Here is a 20,199-nt window from a genome sequence, read left to right on the forward strand (position 1 = left end):
TTTCCATGCGATCATGTCATTCGCGCGAATTATTTCATATCGAGTTGCCTTAGCCTGATGTCCGAAGAACAACATAACGCCACATCGAAGCCTGCCCATTGGGCGCTATGCTGGCGAATCGTGCGGGGCACCTGTTTTCACCTGAACCGGGCCAGCTATCGCGTCCTCGGCTTCACCTTCAAGCTGCTGCTGGCGGCTTATTTCATTTTCTGCGCGTTGTTCCTGGTGCTGCGCTATGTCGTGCTGCCCGAAATCGGCCACTACAAGCCGCAGATCGAGGGCGTGGCTTCCAAGGCCATCGGCCGCGCGGTGTCCATCGATGCCATCGACGCCTCCTGGAGCGGCTTGCGGCCGCAACTCTCGCTGAACAACATCACCGTACACGACGAGGCCGGCCAGCCTGCGCTGACCTTGCCGCACGTGTCCGCCACCCTGTCGTGGACCAGCGTGCTGGTGGCCGGCCTGCGCCTGGAGAGCCTGGTCATCGAACAAGCCGACCTGGCCATCCGGCGCGATCCCTCCGGCAAGCTGTTCGTGGCCGGCATTCCGGTGCCGACCGGCGGCGACGGCAGTTCGCTGGACTGGTTGCTGTCGCAGCGCGAGATTGTCATCCGCGGCAGCAAGCTGCGCTGGAGCGATGAAATGCGCGGCGCGCCCGAACTGGCGCTGGAAGATGTCGACCTGGTATTGCACAACCATTGGTTGCGCCACCGCATGGCCCTGCGCGCCACGCCACCGGCCGCGTATGCGGCGCCGCTGGATGTGCGCGCAGATTTCAGCCATCCGGCCTTTGCCAGCCGCATTTCCGACGTTTCGCACTGGACCGGCACCCTCTATGCCGACCTGCGCCAGACCGATCTTTCGGTCTGGCGCGCCTGGTTCGACTATCCGCTCGACATTGCCCAGGGGCGCGGTTCGGTGCGCGCCTGGCTGGCGCTGGATCGCGCCAAGGTGGCCAATTTCACCGCCGACCTGGCCTTGTCCGATTTCACCGCGCGCCTGTCGAAGAAGCTGGAGCCGCTGAACCTCAAGCGCGTCAATGGTCGCATTTCGGCCAGCGAGAGCCTGGGCGGCACGCCCGAGGACGGCGTGCCTACCTTCGGCGCCAACGGCCACAAGGTGGCGCTCTCGGATTTCTCCATCGAGATGCCGGATGGTTTCAGCCTGCCGCCCACATCGATATCCGAAAGCTATGAGCCGGCCACCCTGCTCAAAGCCGAACAGACCAGCGTCAAGGCCACCCACCTGAACCTGGAGGCTCTGTCGCAACTGGCGGCGCGCCTGCCCTTGACGCTGTCGCAGCGCAAGCTGCTGGATGACCTGGCTCCGCGCGGCGAGCTTCACGATTTCACCGTGCAGTGGCAGGGGACTTATCCGGAATTGACTTCCTACCGCATCCGGGGCGGTTTTACCGGTCTTGGCCTGAAGGCCCAGGCGCGCCATGTCGAGGTGCGCAAGACCGCGCTGCAGCAGGCGGTGCCGGCGCAGTGGGCAGGTCTTCCGGGCGTGGAGAACCTGGCCGGGGAAATCGATGCGACCGAGAAAGGCGGCACGGTGCGCCTGTCTTCGAAGAAGATGGCCCTGCAATTGCCGGAGCAAATGTTTGCCGAGCCAAGCATGCCTTTCGACAGTCTCGAACTCAAGGCGCACTGGCAATACCAGAAGGACCAGACCCTGCTGTTTGCGCTGGACGACATGCAATTTACCCAGCCGGGCGTGGCCGGCCGCCTGCGCGGCACGCATTTGCTGCCGTTGCAGGGCCAGTCGCTGGGCAGCGTGGACATCACCGGCGAACTGAGCGCGTTCGACCTCAAGACGCTGCGGCGCTACCTGCCGGCGCATATCAGCGAGCCGCTGCGGCGCTGGCTCACCGAAGGGCTGATGGACGGCACCATGCGCGATGTGCAGCTGACGCTCAAGGGCGCACTGGCCGACTTCCCTTTTCATGCGGCAAAGCCGGGCGACAAGCCCAAGGGCCGGTTCCTGGTCAGCGGCGACTTCGACGGGCTCAAGATCAACTACACGCCCGGCCATGTGAACCAGGATGGCAAGGAACCGGAATGGCCCTTGCTGGAAGACGGGAGCGGCAGATTCAGCATCGACAGCACGCAGCTGGAAGTGAAGGCCGACAGCGCCAGGACCCTGGGCGCGAACCTGAGCCGGGTCACGGCGCGCATTGCCGACCTGGCCTCGCATGAGGCCGTGCTGGAGATCGATGGCGCGGCCAACGGCCCGATGTCGACCTTCCTGCAATATGTCAGGCAAAGCCCGGTGGCGCATTGGACCGGCGAGGTCATGGCCCAGGCCAGCGCCACCGGCGATGCGCGGCTGGACCTGAAATTCCAGATGCCGCTGAACCATGCCATCGATACCAAGGCGCAAGGCGTGTTCAGTTTCGCCAACAACGATGTCGACCTGTTGCCTACGTTGCCCATGATGTATCGCACCGTCGGCAAGGTCGAGTTCAACGAGCGCGGCTTCAGCCTCAACGGCATTCGCGGCCAGTTCCTGGGGGACAGCGTGGCCATTACCGGCGGCACGCAGCGCGACGGCAGCAGCCAGGTTCGCATGGATGGCGCGATCAATATCGAGGCCTTGCGCCAGCTCTATCCCGAAGCTTCGATGCAACGCCTGCTGGCGCGCCTGTCCGGCGGCGCCCGCTATACCGCTTCGGTGCTGGTGCGCCAGCATCATCCCGAGGTGATCGTCGAGTCCAGCCTGGCCGGGCTGGGGTCGGAGTTGCCGGCGCCGCTGAGGAAGTCGCCGCAGGAGAGCCTGCCGATGCGCTTCGAGCTGCAGCCCGTCGCCTCCAACGATCCGCTGATCGAACGCGAGGAGATCAAGGTCGCGCTGGGCCCGAACATCGCATCGCATTATCTGCGCGAGAAGGTCGCGGCCCGCTCCGACGAGTGGCGCGTGGTCAGCGGCGGCATCGCCTACAACCAGCCGCTGCCGTCGCCGGCGTCGGGCTTGAGGCTGGCATTGTCCGCCGACAGTGTCGACATGGATGCCTGGCAGGCTTTCAAGGCCGAGATCGCGGGCAAGGGCAATGCGGCATCGGCGGCGGGACAGAGCAAGCTGACCAGTTCGGAAATGGCCCAATACGTGGAGCCGGACATGGTCTCGGCGCGCGTAGGCGAATTCACGCTGATGGGCAAAAAACTCAACAAGCTGGTGCTGGACGCCACACACCAGAAGAACGCCTGGAAAATGAAGCTGGAGTCGCAGCAGGTTTCCGGCGACATTACCTGGGACGAGCCCGGCGGCAGCCGCGGGTCGGGCAAGGTCACGGCGCGCCTGTCTTCGCTGGTTCTGCCCAAGGGGAATGGCGCGGCCGACGCCGCCAATGCCAATGCATCAGGCGCCGGCGGTTCGGAGCAAATGCCCGCGCTGGATATCCGCGCGGAGCAGTTCGAACTGGCAGGCAAGAAGCTTGGCCGCCTGGAGCTCGACGCCAACAATATGATGACTGCGGTGGGCCGTGAATGGCGCATCAACCGCCTGGTGCTGGCCAATGAGGATGCGCAGTTCCGCGCCGCCGGCAACTGGATGTCTTTCGGCGCCAGCAATACCACCAACATCACCTACGCGCTGGATATCAACGACGCCGGCAAGTTGCTGGAGCGCTTCGGTTATCCGGGCACGATCAGGGGCGGCCACGGCAAGCTGGACGGCGACCTGAGCTGGAAGGGCCTGCCCTATGCCATGGACATGGCCAGCCTGGGCGGGCAGCTGCACATGGATGTGCATTCAGGGCAATTCCTCAAGGTCGACCCGGGGGCGGGCAAGCTACTGGGCGTGCTGAACCTGCAGGCGCTGCCGCGCCGCCTGACGCTGGATTTCCGCGATGTGTTTTCCGAAGGCTTTGCGTTCGACAACGTGGTCGGCACCGCTTCGGTCAACCGCGGCATTGCAACCACCGACAACCTGAAAATGACCGGCGTCACCGCCTCGGTGCTGATGAACGGTTCGGCCGACATCGCCAGGGAAACGCAGGACCTGCATGTCGTGGTGATTCCCGAAATTAACCTCGGCACTGCTTCGGTGGTGGCGATGGCGGTCAATCCGGTGGTCGGCGTAGGCACCTTGCTGGCCCAGCTGTTCCTGCGCAATCCGGTGATGAAGTCACTCACTTTCGAGTACAAGGTCACCGGCCCGTGGAGCGATCCTATCGTGGTCAAGCAGGGGCAGGTGTCGCAGGTCGAACCCGAGCGCGTACCGGATAACGGCAAGCCGGCGACGGGCATGCCGTCGACGCCGGCCGAAGCTGCCGGGACTGCGCGCCGCCGGGCACAGAATATCGGCCCGCCGATCAACGTGGGCCACTGATTCCGTCGATGCGCCGGGAGCTTGACGTTGCCGGCGCGGCAGGCGGTTCTGCGCGATACTTGAGGTAATGTACTTGAAGCAATGCAGGCATTTCCGATGAGGCATGACAACATGACGCAAGCATTCAGGGTGGCGGCGATACAGATGGTGTCGACGCCCGAGGTAGGACAGAACTTCGAGAGCGCCGCGCGCCTGGTCGGCCAGGCGGCGGAGCAGGGCGCGGGATTGGTGTTGCTGCCGGAATATTGGCCCATCATGGGCATGCACGAGCGCGACAAGCTCGGCCATGCCGAGACCGACCAGGCCGGCCGCATCCAGGAGTTCATGGCCGACCTGGCGCGCAGGCACGGCATCTGGCTGATCGGCGGCACGCTGCCGATGGCCGCGGCCACCGACGGCAAGGTGCTCAATACGTCGCTGGTCTACGATCCGCAGGGACGGCGCGTGGCGCGCTACGACAAGATCCACCTCTTCAGCTTTTCCCGCGGCGAAGAAAACTACGACGAGGCGCGCACCATCGAATACGGCACCGAGGTCAAGACGTTCGAGGCGCCGTTCGGCCGGGTGGGCTTGTCGGTTTGCTACGATCTGCGTTTCCCGGAACTGTACCGGGCCATGGGCGAGTGCGCATTGATCGTGATGCCGGCCGCCTTCACCTACACCACCGGCAATGCCCATTGGGAAACCCTGCTGCGCGCCCGCGCCATCGAGAACCAGTGCTACCTGCTGGCTTCGGCCCAGGGCGGCAAGCACGTCAATGGGCGCCGCACATGGGGCCACAGCATGCTGGTCGACCCCTGGGGGGAAATCATTTCCGTATTGCCCGAAGGCGAAGGCCTTGTGATCGGCGATATCGACCCCCATCGTCTACAATATGTCAGAGAAAGCCTGCCGGCATTGCGCCACCGCAAGTTTTGAAACGTTGCTGATGTCGTCGCCGATGTTGTTGCCGATGTCGCTGTCGCTGCACTGTATTAAGCCTTCCAGAAGATCCTATGAAATTATTTGAACCGAATATGGGCGCCCTGCAAGTGGCGCGCGACGTGCTCCTGACCCCTTTCGGCCTGGACGAGTCCAAGCTGTTGAAAGCGCTGGGCAGCATGTTCACCCATAAAGTGGATTACGCCGACCTGTATTTCCAGTTCACCAAGAGCGAGGGCTGGAGCCTGGAAGAGGGCATCGTCAAGACCGGCAGCTTTTCCATCGACCAGGGCGTCGGCGTGCGCGCCGTGTCCGGCGACAAGACCGCGTTTTCCTATTCCGACGAGATTTCCGAGCGCGCCCTGCTGGATGCCGCGGCTGCCACGCGCACCATCGCGCGCCAGGGCGCGGGCAAGATCAAGGTCGCCGGCAACATGACTCCCGGCGGCGGCCGTGCGCTGTACCTGCCGCACGATCCGCTGGTCTCGCTGGACGCCACCGCCAAGGTGCAGTTGCTGGAGCGCGTCGAGCGCATCGCGCGCGCCAAGGATCCGCGCGTGGTGCAGGTCATGGCCAGCCTGTCGGGCGAATACGACGTGGTGCTGGTGGCGCGCGCCGACGGCGTGCTGGCGGCGGATATCCGCCCGCTGGTGCGGGTGTCGGTGACAGTCATCGCCGAGCAGAACGGGCGCCGCGAGATGGGCAGCAGCGGCGGCGGCGGCCGCTACAGCTATGCCTATTTCACCGACGCGCTGCTGGAGAAGTACGCTTCCGAAGCGGTCGCCACCGCACTGGTCAACCTGGAATCGCGCCCGGCCCCGGCCGGCCCGATGACGGTCGTGCTCGGGCCCGGCTGGCCCGGCGTGCTGCTGCATGAGGCGATCGGCCACGGCCTGGAAGGCGATTTCAACCGCAAGGGATCGAGCGCCTTCTCCGGCCGCATCGGCGAACGCGTCGCCGCCCGCGGCGTGACCGTGGTCGACGACGGCACCCTGGCCGACCGCCGCGGTTCGCTCAACATCGACGACGAAGGCAATCCGACCCAGTGCACCACGCTGATCGAAGACGGCATCCTGAAGGGCTATATCCAGGACACCATGAACGCGCGCCTGATGAAGATGCCGGTGACCGGCAACGCCCGCCGCGAATCGTTCGCGCACCTGCCGATGCCGCGCATGACCAACACCTACATGCTGGCCGGCGACAAGGACCCGGCCGAGATCCTGGCCTCGGTCAAGAACGGCCTGTATGCGGTCAACTTCGGCGGCGGCCAGGTCGACATCACCAACGGCAAGTTCGTGTTCTCGGCCAGCGAGGCCTACATGATCGAGAACGGCAAGGTGACCTATCCGGTCAAGGGCGCCACCTTGATCGGCAACGGCCCGGATGTACTCAACCGCGTCTCGCTGATCGGCAACGACATGAGCCTGGATTCGGGCGTGGGCGTGTGCGGCAAGGAGGGCCAGAGCGTGCCGGTGGGCGTAGGCCAGCCGACCTTGCGCCTGGATGGCGTGACGGTGGGCGGCACCGCCTGAGCGTTTTTCGCATGCCTCACAAAAGCCGCCGGCGTTCCCGGCGGCTTTTATTTTTTTAGGAAGCCGATTGGCTGCGGAGCGGGGTGAGCCTGCGGCGCCGAAGCAGTAAAAAGGTGAAATGGGCAGGCGATTTCAATGTTTTTTTGCATGTCCGCCACACCCGGGATGATCGGATAGGGGCCAGATTCCGTGCATCGGCCTTGGTTATTTATTGTATTTGTAGCCGTCTTTGCACATATTTTGAGTTTAAATTTTCATTTAAGTCATTATTTTTGGATGTTTTGTGTAAATAATCATGGGAAAGCCATTTTGGTGGCTTCGCTTGCCAAAGCCCGGGATTTGTAGCACTATGGGTGCCTGTTTCGATTTATCCATGCAGCCGACGATGTCTTTCTTCCGCGCTTACTTTTATTTTTACTTTAGCTATTCCAGCCCCACGGCGGTGAAAAGCGGTAAGCGTTCGTAAAAAGACAAAACCGAATTTCCTAAAAAACCGCCAGTGATGGCGGTTTTTTTTTAGTCGATTTCCAGCTAACCAAGCTAAAGCAACTCAGGAGAAAAAATGCCGCGCACTGACGATCTTCGCATCCGAGAAATGAAAGAACTGCTTCCTCCTTCGCATTTGATCCGCGAGTTTGCCTGCACCGAAAAGGTCGAGAGCACCACGGCCGAAGCGCGTACCGCATTGCACCGCATCCTGCACGGCCAGGACGACCGCCTGATGGTGGTCATCGGCCCGTGCTCCATCCACGACACCAAGGCCGCGATGGAATACGCGCGCCGCCTGGTGGTCGAGCGCGAGCGCCACAAGAACGAGCTGGAAATCGTGATGCGCGTCTACTTCGAAAAGCCGCGCACCACCGTCGGCTGGAAGGGCCTGATCAACGATCCGTACATGGACAACAGCTTCCGCATCAACGACGGCCTGCGCACCGCACGCGAACTGCTGCTCAACATCAACGAGCTGGGCCTGCCGGCCGGCACCGAATTCCTCGACGTGATCAGCCCGCAATACATCGCCGACCTGATCAGCTGGGGCGCCATCGGCGCCCGCACTACCGAGTCGCAAGTGCACCGCGAGCTGGCGTCGGGCCTGTCGTGCCCGGTCGGCTTCAAGAACGGCACCGACGGCAACGTCAAGATCGCGGTGGACGCGATCAAGGCCGCCTCGCAGCCGCACCACTTCCTGTCGGTCACCAAGGGCGGCCACTCGGCCATCGTCTCGACCGCCGGCAACGAGGATTGCCACATCATCCTGCGCGGCGGCAAGACGCCCAACTACGACGCCGCCAGCGTGGAAGCCGCATGCCAGGACATCGCCAAGAGCGGCCTGGCCTCGCGCCTGATGATCGACGCCTCGCACGCCAACAGTTCCAAGAAGCCGGAAAACCAGATCCCGGTGTGCGCCGACATCGGCCGCCAGGTCGCCGCCGGCGACACCCGCATCGTCGGCGTGATGGTGGAGTCGCACCTGGTGGCCGGCCGCCAGGATCTGGTGCCGGGCAAGGAACTGACTTACGGCCAGTCCATCACCGATGGTTGCATCAACTGGGAAGAAAGCCTGCAAGTGCTGCAAGGCCTGGCCGACTCGGTCAAGCAGCGCCGCCTGGTGGGTGAGCGCGACGCCGCCTGATCATTGCTGTTGTTGCATGGCAAGCCGCCGTGAGCCAGGTTGTGGCCACGGCGGTTTTTTTATCCGCATCACTGGCGGCCGTGCGGCGCAAGTGTGATGGAAGAGCTTTGTTTTGCATGTGTCCCGGTGCAGAATGGCATCCGCAGTTCCATTGCTGATGCTTAAAATACTTAAGGAGATTGCAGATGTCTACTTCATCCAAAGTCAAACCGATTCCCGAAGGCATGCATTCCATCACGCCGCACCTGGTCTGTGCCGGCGCCGCAGACGCCATCGAGTTCTACAAGAAAGCCTTCGGCGCCGTGGACCGGGGGCGTTTGCCCGGTCCCGACGGCAGGCTGATGCATGCGCAGATCAGCATCGGCGATTCTTACCTGATGCTGGTCGATGAAGCGCCGGAATGGAAGAGCCTGGGGCCCAAGGCGCTGGGCGGCTCGCCGGTCACCATCCACCTGTACGTGGAAGACGCGGATGCCGTATTCGCCCAGGCCGTGGCGGCCGGCGCCCAGGTGACCTTGCCGCTGACCGACATGTTCTGGGGCGACCGCTATGGGCAACTGGTCGATCCCTTCGGTCATAAATGGTCGGTGGCCACGCATGTGCGCGACCTGACTCCGGAAGAGATACGCGAGGGCGCCAACGCCATGATGGCCGCGGCGGGGAAATAAGCGATACCACGCAGCGCAACAGCGTGGCCTGAAGCGCCAACGCCGGCATCATGCCGGCGTTGTCGTTATGTCGTCATCGTATTGCCGCCGCTTAGTCGCGGAAGTTGTTGAATTCCAGCGGGATATCCTTCACTTCCTTGCGCAGCAGCGCCATGGCGGCCTGCAGGTCGTCGCGCTTGGCCCCGGCGATGCGCACGGCATCGCCCTGGATGCTGGCCTGCACCTTCATCTTGCTGTCCTTGATGACGCGCACGATCTTCTTGGCATCGTCGCTTTCGATGCCGTTCTTGACCTTGATCACCTGCTTGACCTTGTCGCCGCCGATCTTCTCGATCTTGCCTTCGTCGAGGAAACGCACATCGACGTTGCGCTTGGTCATCTTGTTGGTCAGCACGTCGCGCACCTGGCCGAGCTGGAATTCCGAGTCGGCGAAGGCGGTCAGTTCGCGTTCCTTTTGCTCGACGCGGGCGTCGGTGCCCTTGAAGTCGAAACGGGTAGAGATTTCCTTGTTGGCCTGCTCGACGGCATTCTTGACTTCGACCAGGTTGGCTTCGCAAACGGTATCAAATGAGGGCATGGCAGTATCCTTTTATTCTTGCGGCCGGAGGGTTCCGGCGTTACCAACGAGATTTTAACGGACTGGCGGCAGCAGGGCTATGGCATGTGCGCCGACAGACGTTCTCCGGCAGCGGCTATAATCCAGCCCTTATGTTCCCGATCCCCATACAGCGCGATTTTTCCCTGCGCGCACTCAATACCTTCGGCATCGACGCCCGCGCGCAGGCCTACCTGGCGGTCGATGCCGTCGATACCTTGCGCGCGGTGCGCGCAAACGCCGAATTGTCCGCCTTGCCGCGCCTGGTGCTGGGCGGCGGCAGCAACCTGCTGCTGACGCGCGACTTTCCAGGCCTGGTGCTGCACATGTGCGGCCGCGGCATCGCCGTGGTCGGCCAGGACAGCGAATTCACCTATGTGCGCGCCGCCGCCGGCGAGAACTGGCATGGCTTCGTGCAATGGACGCTGGCCCAGGGCTTGGGCGGGCTGGAGAACCTGTCGTTGATTCCCGGCAGCGTGGGCGCCGCGCCGATCCAGAACATCGGCGCCTACGGCGTGGAGGTCAAGGATCGTTTCCATGCGCTGAGCGCCTTCGATTTCTCCACCGGCGAAGTGACGGTGCTGGACCGCCCGGCCTGCCGCTTCGGCTATCGCGACAGCGTGTTCAAGCATGAACTGCGCGACAGCGCCGTGGTGCTGGACGTCACCTTTGCCTTGCCCAGGAAATGGCAGGCCAACGCCAGCTACGCCGATGTCGCGCAGGCGCTGGCCGACAAGCAGATTTCTGAACCCGGCGCGCGCGACATCGCCGATGCCGTCATCGCCATCCGCACGCGCAAGCTGCCCGACCCGGCACGGATCGGCAATGCCGGCAGTTTCTTCAAGAACCCCATCGTCAGCGCGCAGCAGCGCGAGGCCCTGGTGAAGCAGCATGCCGGCCTGGTCAGCTATCGCCAGGACGACGGCAGCTACAAGCTGGCCGCCGGCTGGCTGATCGACCAGTGCGGCTGGAAGGGCAAGTCGCTGGGCGCGGCCGGTGTGTACGAGAAGCAGGCGCTGGTGCTGGTCAACCGGGGCGGCGCCAGCGGGGCCGAGGTGGCGGCGCTGGCGCGGGCGATCCAGGCCGACGTGCAGGCAAGGTTCGGGGTGGCGCTGGAGCTGGAGCCGGTTTTCATCTGAGCGGGCAGATCTGGAATGCCGTTCAGTCAAGGCTAATGCTGAGCTATTCAACACCGGAGTCCGTTCGGGCTGAGTAGGCCCGCCAGGGCCGTATCGAAGCCAGCGCGCCAGCGTCAGCAGGCCTTGCCTGCCCTTCGATACGCTGCTGCGCAGCTACTCAGGGCGAACGGGAGCGGGGCTCAACAAGCACAAATGCTGTTCAGTCAAGGCTAATGCAGAACCACTCATCACCGAGTCCGTTCGGGCTGAGTAGGCCCGCCAGGGCCGTATTGAAACCAGCGCGCCAGCGTCAGCGGCCGTGCCTGCCCTTCGATACGCTGCTGCGCAGCTACTCAGGGCGAACGGGGTCTGGAGTGCACAAACACAAATGCCGTTCCGCTAAGGCTAATTCTGAAGCACTCACCACAGAATCCGTTCGGGCTGAGTAGACCCGTCAGGGTCGTATCGAAGCCAGCGCGCCAGCGTCAGCGGCCTTGCCTGCCCTTCGATACGCTGCTGCGCAGCTACTCAGGGCGAACGGAGTCTGGACTCCACAAACACAACTCCACAAATGAAAATGCCGTTCAGTGCTTAACTGAACGGCATTTGTCATCGACTGGCGCTTTTTACATGCGCTGCAACTGCCGGCGGATCAGCCGTAATGGCAGACGTAATCCACGGTTTCCGTGACTTCGATGTCGAAGGACGAATTGCCCGGTACGCTGAACTGGGTGCCGGCGCCGTAGGTATTCCACGTTTCTTCGCCCTTGAGGCGCACACGGCAGCTGCCGCTGATGATTTCCATGATTTCCGGCGAAGCGGTGCCGAAATTGAGCGACGCGGGCAGGATCACGCCCAGGGTCTTCCTGGTGCCGTCGGCGAACAGCACGGTGTGCGAGACGCACTTGCCGTCAAAGTAGACATTGCCCTTTTTCAGGACGGTGACGTTGTCGAATTGGGTGCTCATCAGAAATTCTTTCAGATATCTCGGTTGCAGGCGATTACTTCGAATCCTTGTCCAGCAGCGGCAGCGAAACGGCGGTGCTGCTGTCCAGCAGGCCGGTGCTTTGGTAGATCGCCAGCTTCTGGCGGGTGTCGGTGATGTCCAGGTTGCGCATGGTCAGCTGGCCGATGCGGTCGGCCGGGGTGAAGGCGCCTTCGCCCTTTTCCATGGTCAGGCGTTCCGGCTGGTAGGTCAGGTTGGGCGACTCGGTGTTGAGGATCGAGTAGTCGTTGCCGCGGCGCAGTTCAATGGTCACTTCGCCGGTGATGGCGCGCGCCACCCAGCGTTGCGCGGTTTCGCGCAGCATGATTGCCTGCGAGTCGAACCAGCGGCCCTGGTACAGCAGGCGGCCCAGCTTGCGGCCGTTGTCGCGGTATTGCTCGATGGTGTCTTCGTTGTGGATGCCGGTGATCAGGCGCTCGTAGGCGATGAACAGCAGCGCCAGGCCCGGGGCTTCGTAGATGCCGCGGCTCTTGGCTTCGATGATGCGGTTTTCGATCTGGTCGCTCATGCCCAGGCCGTGGCGGCCGCCGATGCGGTTGGCTTCCAGGATCAGCTCGGTCATGTTGGCGAAGGTCTTGCCGTTCAGGGCCACCGGGCGGCCTTCCTCGAAGCGCACGGTGACGGTTTCGGCCTTGACCTCGACGTCATCGCGCCAGAACGCCACGCCCATGATCGGTTGCACGATCTTGATGCCGCTGTTCAGGAACTCCAGGTCCTTGGCCTCGTGGGTCGCGCCCAGCATGTTGGAGTCGGTCGAGTAGGCTTTTTCCACCGACATCTTGTAGTCGAAACCGGACTTGATCATGAACTCGGACATTTCCTTGCGACCGCCCAGTTCATCGATGAAGGTATTGTCCAGCCACGGCTTGTAGATCTTCAGGTTGGGGTTCACCAGCAGGCCGTAGCGGTAGAAGCGCTCGATGTCGTTGCCCTTGAAGGTGCTGCCGTCGCCCCAGATGTCGACCTTGTCTTCGCGCATCGCGGCCACCAGCATGGTGCCGGTCACGGCGCGGCCCAGCGGGGTGGTGTTGAAGTAGGTCACGCCGGCGGTGGAGATGTGGAAGGCGCCGCTTTGCAGCGCGGCGATGCCTTCGTTGGCCAGCTGTTCGCGGCAGTCGATCAGGCGCGCCAGTTCGGCGCCGTATTGCATCGCCTTCTTGGGGATGGCGTCGTAGTCCGGCTCGTCCGGTTGGCCCAGGTTGGCGGTGTAGGCGTAGGGGATGGCGCCTTTCTGGCGCATCCAGGTCAGCGCGGCGCTGGTGTCGAGGCCGCCGGAAAAGGCGATGCCGACTTTTTGTTTGACCGGAACGGATTGCAGGATGTTGGACATGATCTTGGCTGTTGCGAGTGTGTTGATATGACTTGTTGCTGGTGCGGGCGGCTCAGTCGAACTTGCCGTGTACCAGGTATTCGAGCAGGGCCTTCTGGACGTGCAGGCGGTTTTCCGCCTCGTCCCAGACCACCGACTGCGGGCCGTCGATCACCTCGGCGGCGACTTCCTCGCCGCGGTGCGCCGGCAGGCAGTGCATGAAGAGGGCGTCCTTCCTGGCGCGCGCCATCTTGGGGCCGTCGACGATCCAGCCGTCGAAGGCCTTCAGGCGCGCAGCGTTCTCATCTTCGTAACCCATGCTGGTCCACACGTCGGTGGTGACCAGGTCGGCGTCCTGGCAGGCGTCGGCCGGGTCGGCGAAGAAGGTGTAGTTCTTGTTGCCGGGCGTGACTTGCGCCGGGTCGATGTCGTAGCCCTTGGGGGTGGAGACGTTGACATGGAAGCCGAACACCTCGGCCGCCTGCAGCCACGAATACAGCATGTTGTTGGCGTCGCCGATCCAGGCCACGATCTTGCCGCAGATGGAGCCGCGGTGTTCGATGAAGGTGAACACATCGGCCAGCACCTGGCAGGGATGCTGCTCATTGGTCAGCCCGTTGATCACCGGCACGCGCGAATGCGCGGCGAAGCGTTCGATGATTTCCTGGCCGTAGGTGCGGATCATGATCACGTCGCACATGCGCGACATCACCTGCGCCGCATCTTCCACCGGCTCGCCGCGGCCCAGCTGGCTGTCGCGCGTGTTCAGGTAGATCGCCGCGCCGCCCATCTGGTGCATGCCGGCTTCGAAGGAGAGGCGGGTGCGGGTCGAGTTCTTCTCGAACACCATCACCAGCGTGCGGTCGGCCAGCGTGTGGTGGGGCTCGTAATTCTTGAACTTACGTTTGATCACACGAGAACGTTCGATCACGTATTCGTATTCATCAAGCGTAAAGTCGGAAAACTGAAGGTAGTGTTTGATTGCCATAAATGAAAACGGCGGCCAGCGTGGCGCCTGCCGCCGATCGTTATAACTGCTTAGATTATAAGGGATTCAGGGCAAAAAGATACCCGACCGGGGTTGCCGGGAGGAAACCGGGCCGCAGCCCGTGCTGTGCCTGCCGCGAGGCATCGGTGTTCCGGCCGGATGCGGATCGGATTGTACGACGCGGGGCTTGATGCCCGCCTGGCGCCGGTTCCGGCATGTCAAAAGATCAAGCGATCAAGCGTCAGAAAGACATCGGTGGATTTCTTTCATTTATTGAAGGGCGGGCGCCATGTTTTGTGATTTGTTGGCGCTTTCGCATTCTCGCGTTGATGGTAATGAGAATTATTGTTGTTTGTGGTCCTGGAATTGCCCCTCCTTTTTGATCAGAGAGGGGCCCTGTCCGGGCCTCATTCAATCCATGCCTACCCAATGCATTTCCGAGCATCGCCTCAGCGTGATGGCGCTGGCCTTTTCCTCCCTGTTTTCCATCCCGGCCTTCGCAGAAGGCGAAGCGGATGACAAGCTGCCGCACATCGAAGTCTCCGGCGAGCGCAGCCATTACGACCCGCGTCCGGGCAAGGTATCGACGGCGACGCGCACGGCCGCCGATCTCAGGGATGTGCCGCAAACCGTCAACAGCGTCAACATGGAAGACGCCGCCTCCTACGGCGCACAAACCATGGCCGGGGCGCTGGCGGGGGTGCCGGGCGTCACCAATAATTCCGACACGCGTTTCGATTCCTTCAAGATCCGCGGCTTCTCCAGTGCCGGCGACGTCTTCCTCGACGGCATCCGCGACGATGCGCAGTACGTGCGCAGCCTGGGCAATATCGAGCGCATCGAGATCTTGAAGGGGCCGGCCGCCGTCCTCTATGGGCGCGGCAGCGGCGGCGGGGTGATCAACCGCATCAGCAAGCAGCCGGGAGCCGATGTCCAGAGCAGCCTCAAGCTATTCGCCGGAAGTTACAGCCGCCTGGGCTTTGCCGCGGATGTGAACAAGGTCTTGAGCGAGCAATGGGCCATGCGCATCAATGCCGGCCGCGAGCATGCCAACAGCTTTCGCGACGACGTCAACAGCGCGCGCCAATACATCGCTCCCTCGCTGAAGTGGGACGACGGCCGCACCTCATGGCTGCTGCAGGCGGAGTTTTCCGAATTCGACCGCACCCCGGATCGCGGCATGCCGGCCTGGCGCCGCAACGCCGGCAGCCCCTACCAGTTGCCGCCGGCGGGCCGGGCCACCACCTATGGCGTGCCGGAGCGCGACTACATCAAGGACAGCATGCTGTACCTGCGCTCCACGCTGGAACAGCGGATCGACCAGGACTGGAAGTTGCGCTACACGCTGGGCATGCTCCATCTGAACAGCATCTTCGACAATACCTTCGCGACCAATCTCGAGGGAGCCAACCATAGTATGGTGAGGCGCGCGCGCTGGCAGCAGAATATGCACCAGCGCAACTGGCAGAATAATCTGGAGCTGGAAGGCCGCGCCATGACCGGCGCCGTGCGTCACGACATGCTGTTCGGCGCCGAATACAGCGTGGAACGCCGGCAGCCGACGCTGTATTCCCGTGCCCCCGCCGGCAGCGTGTCGTTGTTGAATCCCTCCAAGGCGCCAGATGCATTGGCGCCACCGGCCTTGTTCAGCAACAGTTTGCATCGCGCCGACGGCATCGCCCTGTATGCGCAGGATCAACTCACCCTTTCGTCGCAATGGAAGATGCTGGCGGGGGTGCGCTGGGATCGCTTCGCGGTCGATTCGACCAGCCGCATGGGCGCGGGAGCCCGGGCCGAACGCACGACTTCCGCCTTGAGCCCGCGTATGGGCCTGGTCTGGTCGCCGCTGGCCGAGCACAGTTTCTATGCCTCCTACAGCAAAAGCTTTATCCCGAGCGGAGGGGCCGATACCGTCAACCTGGACACCGGCGCAAGCACGGTGTCCAACAATGCGCTGCAGCCGCAGTCCAGCCGGCAATTCGAGGTCGGCGTGAAAAGCGATTGGCTGGAGAAGAAAATCAGCACCACCTTGTCGGTATTCCAGCTGGATCTGTATAACCGCCGCACCCTGATTTCCAGCAACCCGAACCTGTTCGTCACCAGCGGCCTGGAACGCAATCGCGGCATTGAATTGTCGGTAGACGGCCAGGTGGCGCCGAGCTGGTTCATCCGCAGCGGTTTTGCGGTTCAGCGCTCCCGCATCGTCGATGCGCCCCGTTGCAACCGCTGCGCCACGCCGGATCTCCAGGGCAAGCGCTCGACCGGCATCTCCGGCGCCAACGGCAGCCTGTTCGTCAGCTATGCGCCGGCATTGGGCTTCTTTGGCGAGGCCGGGCTGGTCTACGAAGGCTCCCGTTACGCCGACGTGGCCAACCGGCTCGACCTGCCCGCCTACACGCGCTGGGATGGCAAGGTGGGCTATCGCCTGCCCAAGCTTGAACTGACGCTCGCCGTCACCAACCTGACCAATCGCCAGTACTACGCCAGTTCCACCGCGGTGACGCAGATCATGCCCGGCGCGCCGCGCAGTGTCCTGCTGAGTGCAGCCTACAAATTCTGAGCCGGACGGTGCCAACAGAAACGGCCGCCTGCACATGCAAGGCGGCCGTTTTTCCTGGCGGGCAGAACTCAGTACAAGGTCTGCGACGATTCATGCACCAGCTGCGCATACAACTGATGCCGCATGCCCGAGATCGCGCCGGACTGCACCGCCTCCAGCACCGCGCAGCCGGGTTCGTTGAGGTGGTGGCAGTTGTAGAAGCGGCACTTGCCCAGGTACGGCGTGAAGTCGCGAAAGGCGCGTTCCAGCATGCCTTCGCTCAACTGGTACAGGCCGAATTCCTGGAAACCGGGCGAATCGATGATGCTGGTCTCTTCCCCCATCTGGTACAGCCGCGTGAAGGTGGTGGTGTGCTTGCCGGTATCCAATGCCGCCGAGATTTCGCGCACCGCGATGTCGGCGTCGGGAATGATCAGGTTGATCAGCGAGGACTTGCCCATGCCGGACTGGCCGATCAGGATGGTGCTCTGGTTTTGCAGCAGCGGCATGAAGGCGGCGCGGGTCTGCTCCGGTTGCGCCGTGGCCGAGACTTCGTGCACCGGATAGCCGAGGCGGGAGTAGACCTGCAGCCGTTCGCGCGTCTTCGGCAGCGCTTCGGCGATGTCGGTCTTGTTCAGGATCAGGTGGGCGGCTACGCCGGCCGATTCGGCCGCCACCAGCGAGCGCGATACCAGGTCGTCCGAGAAGCTGGGTTCGGTCGCCACCACGATGAACAATTGCGTGACGTTGGCGGCCAACAGCTTGGACTTGTACTGGTCGGAGCGGTACAGCAGCGTCTTGCGCTCGTCGATGGATTCCACCACGCCCTGGTTGGACGAGGTGCGGGCGAAGCGGATGCGGTCGCCGACGGCCACATCTCTTTTCTTGCCGCGCGTGACGCATTGCAATTTCTGCTCGCCGGCCTGGACAAGATAATGCCGCCCGTGGGCGGCAATCACCAGGCCGGCTTCCAAGGCGCCGGCTGCCTGGCGCGGTGCGGCGTGCGGTTTCTTCGATGCCATCAGGAGGCGGCGCGCTGGGCGAACACGGCATCCACCTTGGCGGCGCAGATGAAGTCGTTGATCGACAGGCCGCCTTTGCCGTTGTTGACGCTGTGCGTATCGAACTTCACGCCGCAGCGGTTGTAGCTGACCGCCAGCTCGGGATGGTGGTCTTCGGCATGGATCACCCAGGCGATGGCGTTGACGAAGGCCAGGGTCTGGTAATAGTCCTTGAAGTCGAAGCTGCGCGCCAGCTTGCCGCCGTCGACCTGCCAGCCGGGCAAGGCGGCCAGGTGGGCCTGGATGGCGGCTGCGTCCAGGGCGTCGGTCTGGTGGGCGCAGCGGCGGGCTGCGAGTTCGTTGGCGGTAATGCTCATGAAATTCTCCTCGGTTCCGCTTGCGCCGAGGCGCAGCCGGAACATGTTGATTAGTGGCTAGTGGCCCGCGGCGCCTTGCGCCAGGTTCAGGCGGCCAATGCGCAGAGAGGCCGGCGGGTGCGAGTCGTAGAAGGCCGAGTGCAGCGGATCGGGCGTGAGCGTCGAGGCATTGTCTTCGTACAGCTTGACCAGCGCCGACACCAGGTCTTGCGCATTGGTGTGCTGGGCGGCGAAGGCATCGGCCTCGAACTCATGCTTGCGCGAGGTCAGCGACGACAGCGGCGACAGCAGGAAGGTGAAGATCGGCAGCACCAGCATGAACAGGATCAGCGCCATCGCATCGTTGCTGCCGAACAGCAACGGGTTCACGCCCAGGCCGGTGTAGAACCACACCTGGCCCTTGAGGTAGCCCAGCAGCGCCAAAAAGCCCAGCGAGATGGCGAACATCACGCTCACGCGCTTGACGATGTGCTTGAGCTTGAAATGGCCCAGTTCGTGCGCCAGCACCGCCTCGATCTCCTGCGGCGCCAGGCGCGCCAGCAGGGTGTCGAAGAAGACGATGCGCTTGCTCGCGCCGAAGCCGGAGAAATAGGCGTTGCCGTGCGCGCTGCGCTTGGAGCCGTCCATCACGAACAGGCCCTTGGAAGCGAAGCCGACGCGTTGCATCAGGCCCTCGATGCGGCGGCGCAGGTTATCGTCTTCCAGCGCGGTGAACTTGTTGAACAGCGGGGCGATGAAGCTGGGGTAGATCACCAGCATCAGCAGCTGGAACGCGCACAGCACGATCCAGGTGTAGAGCCACCACAGCGCGCCGGCCTTTTCCATCAGCGTGAGCACCACCCACAGCAGCGGCAGGCCGATGGCCGCGCCGACCAGCGATTGCTTGACCAGGTCGCTGAAGAACAGGCCGGGCGTCATCTTGTTGAAGCCGAAACGGGCTTCCAGGCGGAACTGGCGGTAGTAATCGAAGGGCAGGTCGACCGCGCCGGAGATGATGCCGAAGGCCGCCACCAGGCCGATCTGGTACCACATGCCGGGGCCGCCGGTCCAGCCCAGGATGGTACCGGACAGCCATTGCAGCCCGCCCAGCAGCGTGAAGACGACCAGCACCGCGGCGTTGACCGCCAGCGTCACCAGGCCGAACCTGGTGCGCGCCACGGTATAGTCGGCCGCCTTCTGGTGCGCGGCCAACGGGATTTTCTCGGCGAATTCGGCCGGCACCGCGGCGCGATGCGCCAGTACATGGCGGACATGGCGCGCGGCCAGCCAGAAGCGAACGGCCAGGCTGGCGGCCAGGAATGCGACGAACAAAACCGAGAACGTGAGTGAAGACATGCTTTCCCTGTGCGAAAATGGCGGAGGTTCAATGTCCGGCCTGTCCTGAGAGTTTCTGGGCGACAGCGCTGTACAGCAGGACGATCAATCCATACAGCAAGCGAACGAATAAACCTGCAGATGGGCGTTTTCCCACTGCATCGATAAGGAAGAATTATGTCACAAGCCGCCGACGCCAACGCCGGGCAAGCAGTTGCCGCACCGATCCGCCCCAATGAGATGAACCTGGTCTGGGTGGATATGGAAATGACCGGCCTCGACCCGGACAACGACCGCATCATCGAAGTGGCGGTGGTGGTGACCGACTCCGAGCTGAACGTGCTGGGCGAAGGCCCGGTGTTTGCGATTCATCAATCCGATGAAGTGCTGGACGGCATGGACGCCTGGAACAAGGGCACCCACGGCCGCTCGGGGCTGATCGAGCGCGTCAAGGCCTCGACCGTGACCGAGGCCGACGCCGAGAAGCAACTGATTGAATTCCTGAAGAAATACGTGCCGGCCGGCAAGTCGCCCATGTGCGGCAACTCGATCTGCCAGGATCGTCGCTTCATGGTGCGCGGCATGCCCAAGCTGGAAGAATTCTTCCATTACCGCAACCTGGACGTGTCCACGCTCAAGGAACTGTGCAAGCGCTGGAAGCCGGCCATCGCCACCGGCTTCAAGAAGCGCCAGATGCATACCGCGCTGGCGGATATCTTGGAATCGATCGAAGAATTGAAGTTTTATCGCGAGCATTTCATCCAGGAATGAACTTGGGTTGAGCGCGCAGCTCTACACCTGACGCCCCGGCTTGAACCGGGGCGTTTTATATTGGGCGGCCTGTGCGCGAGGGCGGCAGTGTCGCC

16 protein-coding genes are annotated in these 20,199 nt (G+C 63.0%); 9 read left to right on the forward strand and 7 right to left on the reverse strand.

Going from position 1 to position 20,199, the window contains the following annotated elements; translation table 11 throughout:
* The first annotated feature begins 57 nt into the window (after window positions 1–57).
* The 5 genes from FB597_RS00705 to FB597_RS00725 all read left to right on the forward strand — a co-directional run bounded on the left by FB597_RS00705 (window position 58) and on the right by FB597_RS00725 (window position 9,086).
* Complete coding sequence (locus FB597_RS00705; protein ID WP_144767622.1) at window positions 58–4,329, forward strand: YhdP family protein; 4,272 nt, start codon at window positions 58–60, stop codon at window positions 4,327–4,329.
* A gap of 111 nt (window positions 4,330–4,440) precedes the next feature.
* Complete coding sequence (locus FB597_RS00710) at window positions 4,441–5,247, forward strand: carbon-nitrogen hydrolase family protein (RefSeq protein WP_141917163.1); 807 nt, start codon at window positions 4,441–4,443, stop codon at window positions 5,245–5,247.
* A 77-nt stretch (window positions 5,248–5,324) separates the two neighbouring features.
* Window positions 5,325–6,785: a metalloprotease TldD gene (gene tldD / locus FB597_RS00715; RefSeq protein ID WP_141917161.1), complete on the forward strand. Its 1,461-nt coding sequence runs from the start codon at window positions 5,325–5,327 to the stop codon at window positions 6,783–6,785.
* A gap of 562 nt (window positions 6,786–7,347) precedes the next feature.
* Window positions 7,348–8,418, forward strand: coding sequence for a 3-deoxy-7-phosphoheptulonate synthase AroG (aroG, locus tag FB597_RS00720; protein ID WP_141917160.1), 1,071 nt, complete (start codon window positions 7,348–7,350; stop codon window positions 8,416–8,418).
* Between the two features lie 185 nt (window positions 8,419–8,603).
* Window positions 8,604–9,086 carry a VOC family protein gene (locus tag FB597_RS00725; protein ID WP_141917159.1) on the forward strand — a complete coding sequence of 161 codons (483 nt, stop codon included), beginning with the start codon at window positions 8,604–8,606 and terminating at the stop codon, window positions 9,084–9,086.
* Window positions 9,087–9,177: 91 nt separating this feature from the next.
* On the opposite strand, the gene FB597_RS00730 is transcribed toward FB597_RS00725, so the two are convergent.
* Entirely contained in the window at window positions 9,178–9,663 is a 486-nt protein-coding gene (locus FB597_RS00730; protein WP_141917158.1) for a YajQ family cyclic di-GMP-binding protein, read from the reverse strand.
* 131 nt (window positions 9,664–9,794) lie between these two features.
* Here FB597_RS00730 and murB point away from each other — a divergent pair, with 131 nt between their 5' ends.
* A complete protein-coding gene (murB, locus tag FB597_RS00735) occupies window positions 9,795–10,820 on the forward strand; it encodes a UDP-N-acetylmuramate dehydrogenase (protein ID WP_144767624.1) in 1,026 nt (341 codons plus the stop codon).
* 631 nt (window positions 10,821–11,451) lie between these two features.
* Here murB and FB597_RS00740 read toward each other — a convergent pair.
* Genes FB597_RS00740 through argF form a run of 3 tightly spaced genes read right to left on the reverse strand, consistent with a single transcriptional unit; the run spans window position 11,452 to window position 14,102 of the window.
* Window positions 11,452–11,766 carry a pyrimidine/purine nucleoside phosphorylase gene (locus tag FB597_RS00740; RefSeq protein ID WP_141917156.1) on the reverse strand — a complete coding sequence of 105 codons (315 nt, stop codon included), beginning with the start codon at window positions 11,764–11,766 and terminating at the stop codon, window positions 11,452–11,454.
* A gap of 34 nt (window positions 11,767–11,800) precedes the next feature.
* Window positions 11,801–13,135 carry an argininosuccinate synthase gene (argG, locus tag FB597_RS00745; RefSeq protein ID WP_141917155.1) on the reverse strand — a complete coding sequence of 445 codons (1,335 nt, stop codon included), beginning with the start codon at window positions 13,133–13,135 and terminating at the stop codon, window positions 11,801–11,803.
* Between the two features lie 52 nt (window positions 13,136–13,187).
* Window positions 13,188–14,102: an ornithine carbamoyltransferase gene (gene argF / locus FB597_RS00750; RefSeq protein ID WP_141917153.1), complete on the reverse strand. Its 915-nt coding sequence runs from the start codon at window positions 14,100–14,102 to the stop codon at window positions 13,188–13,190.
* Between the two features lie 215 nt (window positions 14,103–14,317).
* Here argF and FB597_RS20070 point away from each other — a divergent pair, with 215 nt between their 5' ends.
* The gene (locus FB597_RS20070; RefSeq protein ID WP_186442717.1) at window positions 14,318–14,485 is read left to right on the forward strand and encodes a hypothetical protein; all 168 of its coding nucleotides are present in this window, start codon (window positions 14,318–14,320) and stop codon (window positions 14,483–14,485) included.
* A gap of 35 nt (window positions 14,486–14,520) precedes the next feature.
* On the forward strand, window positions 14,521–16,662 hold the full coding sequence (locus FB597_RS00755; protein ID WP_141917151.1) for a TonB-dependent siderophore receptor: 2,142 nt from the start codon (window positions 14,521–14,523) through the stop codon (window positions 16,660–16,662).
* A 68-nt stretch (window positions 16,663–16,730) separates the two neighbouring features.
* Here the strand turns inward: FB597_RS00755 and rsgA are convergent, their stop codons facing one another.
* From rsgA to FB597_RS00770, 3 genes are read right to left on the reverse strand one after another with little or no spacing between them, the layout of a single operon-like run.
* Complete coding sequence (rsgA, locus tag FB597_RS00760) at window positions 16,731–17,663, reverse strand: ribosome small subunit-dependent GTPase A (protein WP_141917149.1); 933 nt, start codon at window positions 17,661–17,663, stop codon at window positions 16,731–16,733.
* Window positions 17,663–18,019, reverse strand: a complete 357-nt coding sequence (locus FB597_RS00765) for a 4a-hydroxytetrahydrobiopterin dehydratase (protein ID WP_141917148.1) — start codon at window positions 18,017–18,019, stop codon at window positions 17,663–17,665. Before FB597_RS00765 ends, rsgA begins: the two co-directional genes overlap by 1 nt.
* 57 nt (window positions 18,020–18,076) lie before the next feature.
* Window positions 18,077–19,354 carry a M48 family metallopeptidase gene (locus FB597_RS00770; RefSeq protein WP_141917147.1) on the reverse strand — a complete coding sequence of 426 codons (1,278 nt, stop codon included), beginning with the start codon at window positions 19,352–19,354 and terminating at the stop codon, window positions 18,077–18,079.
* A 156-nt stretch (window positions 19,355–19,510) separates the two neighbouring features.
* On the opposite strand from FB597_RS00770, the gene orn reads away from it, so the two are divergent.
* Window positions 19,511–20,104, forward strand: a complete 594-nt coding sequence (gene orn / locus FB597_RS00775; protein WP_141917146.1) for an oligoribonuclease — start codon at window positions 19,511–19,513, stop codon at window positions 20,102–20,104.
* Window positions 20,105–20,199: the final 95 nt, after the last annotated feature.

The sequence above is a fragment of the Herbaspirillum sp. SJZ099 genome, assembly GCF_007828355.1.
In the GTDB taxonomy this organism is placed as follows: Bacteria; Pseudomonadota; Gammaproteobacteria; order Burkholderiales; family Burkholderiaceae_D; genus Herbaspirillum.

Coding starts and splice junctions, on each gene's coding strand:
- FB597_RS00710 (WP_141917163.1), top strand. CDS start 4,441: ATGACGCAAGCATTCAGGGTGGCGGCGATACAGATGGTGTCGACGCCC.
- murB (WP_144767624.1), top strand. CDS start 9,795: ATGTTCCCGATCCCCATACAGCGCGATTTTTCCCTGCGCGCACTCAAT.
- FB597_RS00765 (WP_141917148.1), bottom strand. CDS start 18,019: ATGAGCATTACCGCCAACGAACTCGCAGCCCGCCGCTGCGCCCACCAG.
- FB597_RS00755 (WP_141917151.1), top strand. CDS start 14,521: ATGCCTACCCAATGCATTTCCGAGCATCGCCTCAGCGTGATGGCGCTG.
- FB597_RS00730 (WP_141917158.1), bottom strand. CDS start 9,663: ATGCCCTCATTTGATACCGTTTGCGAAGCCAACCTGGTCGAAGTCAAG.
- FB597_RS00705 (WP_144767622.1), top strand. CDS start 58: ATGTCCGAAGAACAACATAACGCCACATCGAAGCCTGCCCATTGGGCG.
- orn (WP_141917146.1), top strand. CDS start 19,511: ATGTCACAAGCCGCCGACGCCAACGCCGGGCAAGCAGTTGCCGCACCG.
- rsgA (WP_141917149.1), bottom strand. CDS start 17,663: ATGGCATCGAAGAAACCGCACGCCGCACCGCGCCAGGCAGCCGGCGCC.
- argG (WP_141917155.1), bottom strand. CDS start 13,135: ATGTCCAACATCCTGCAATCCGTTCCGGTCAAACAAAAAGTCGGCATC.
- FB597_RS20070 (WP_186442717.1), top strand. CDS start 14,318: ATGTCAAAAGATCAAGCGATCAAGCGTCAGAAAGACATCGGTGGATTT.
- tldD (WP_141917161.1), top strand. CDS start 5,325: ATGAAATTATTTGAACCGAATATGGGCGCCCTGCAAGTGGCGCGCGAC.
- argF (WP_141917153.1), bottom strand. CDS start 14,102: ATGGCAATCAAACACTACCTTCAGTTTTCCGACTTTACGCTTGATGAA.
- FB597_RS00725 (WP_141917159.1), top strand. CDS start 8,604: ATGTCTACTTCATCCAAAGTCAAACCGATTCCCGAAGGCATGCATTCC.
- aroG (WP_141917160.1), top strand. CDS start 7,348: ATGCCGCGCACTGACGATCTTCGCATCCGAGAAATGAAAGAACTGCTT.
- FB597_RS00770 (WP_141917147.1), bottom strand. CDS start 19,354: ATGTCTTCACTCACGTTCTCGGTTTTGTTCGTCGCATTCCTGGCCGCC.
- FB597_RS00740 (WP_141917156.1), bottom strand. CDS start 11,766: ATGAGCACCCAATTCGACAACGTCACCGTCCTGAAAAAGGGCAATGTC.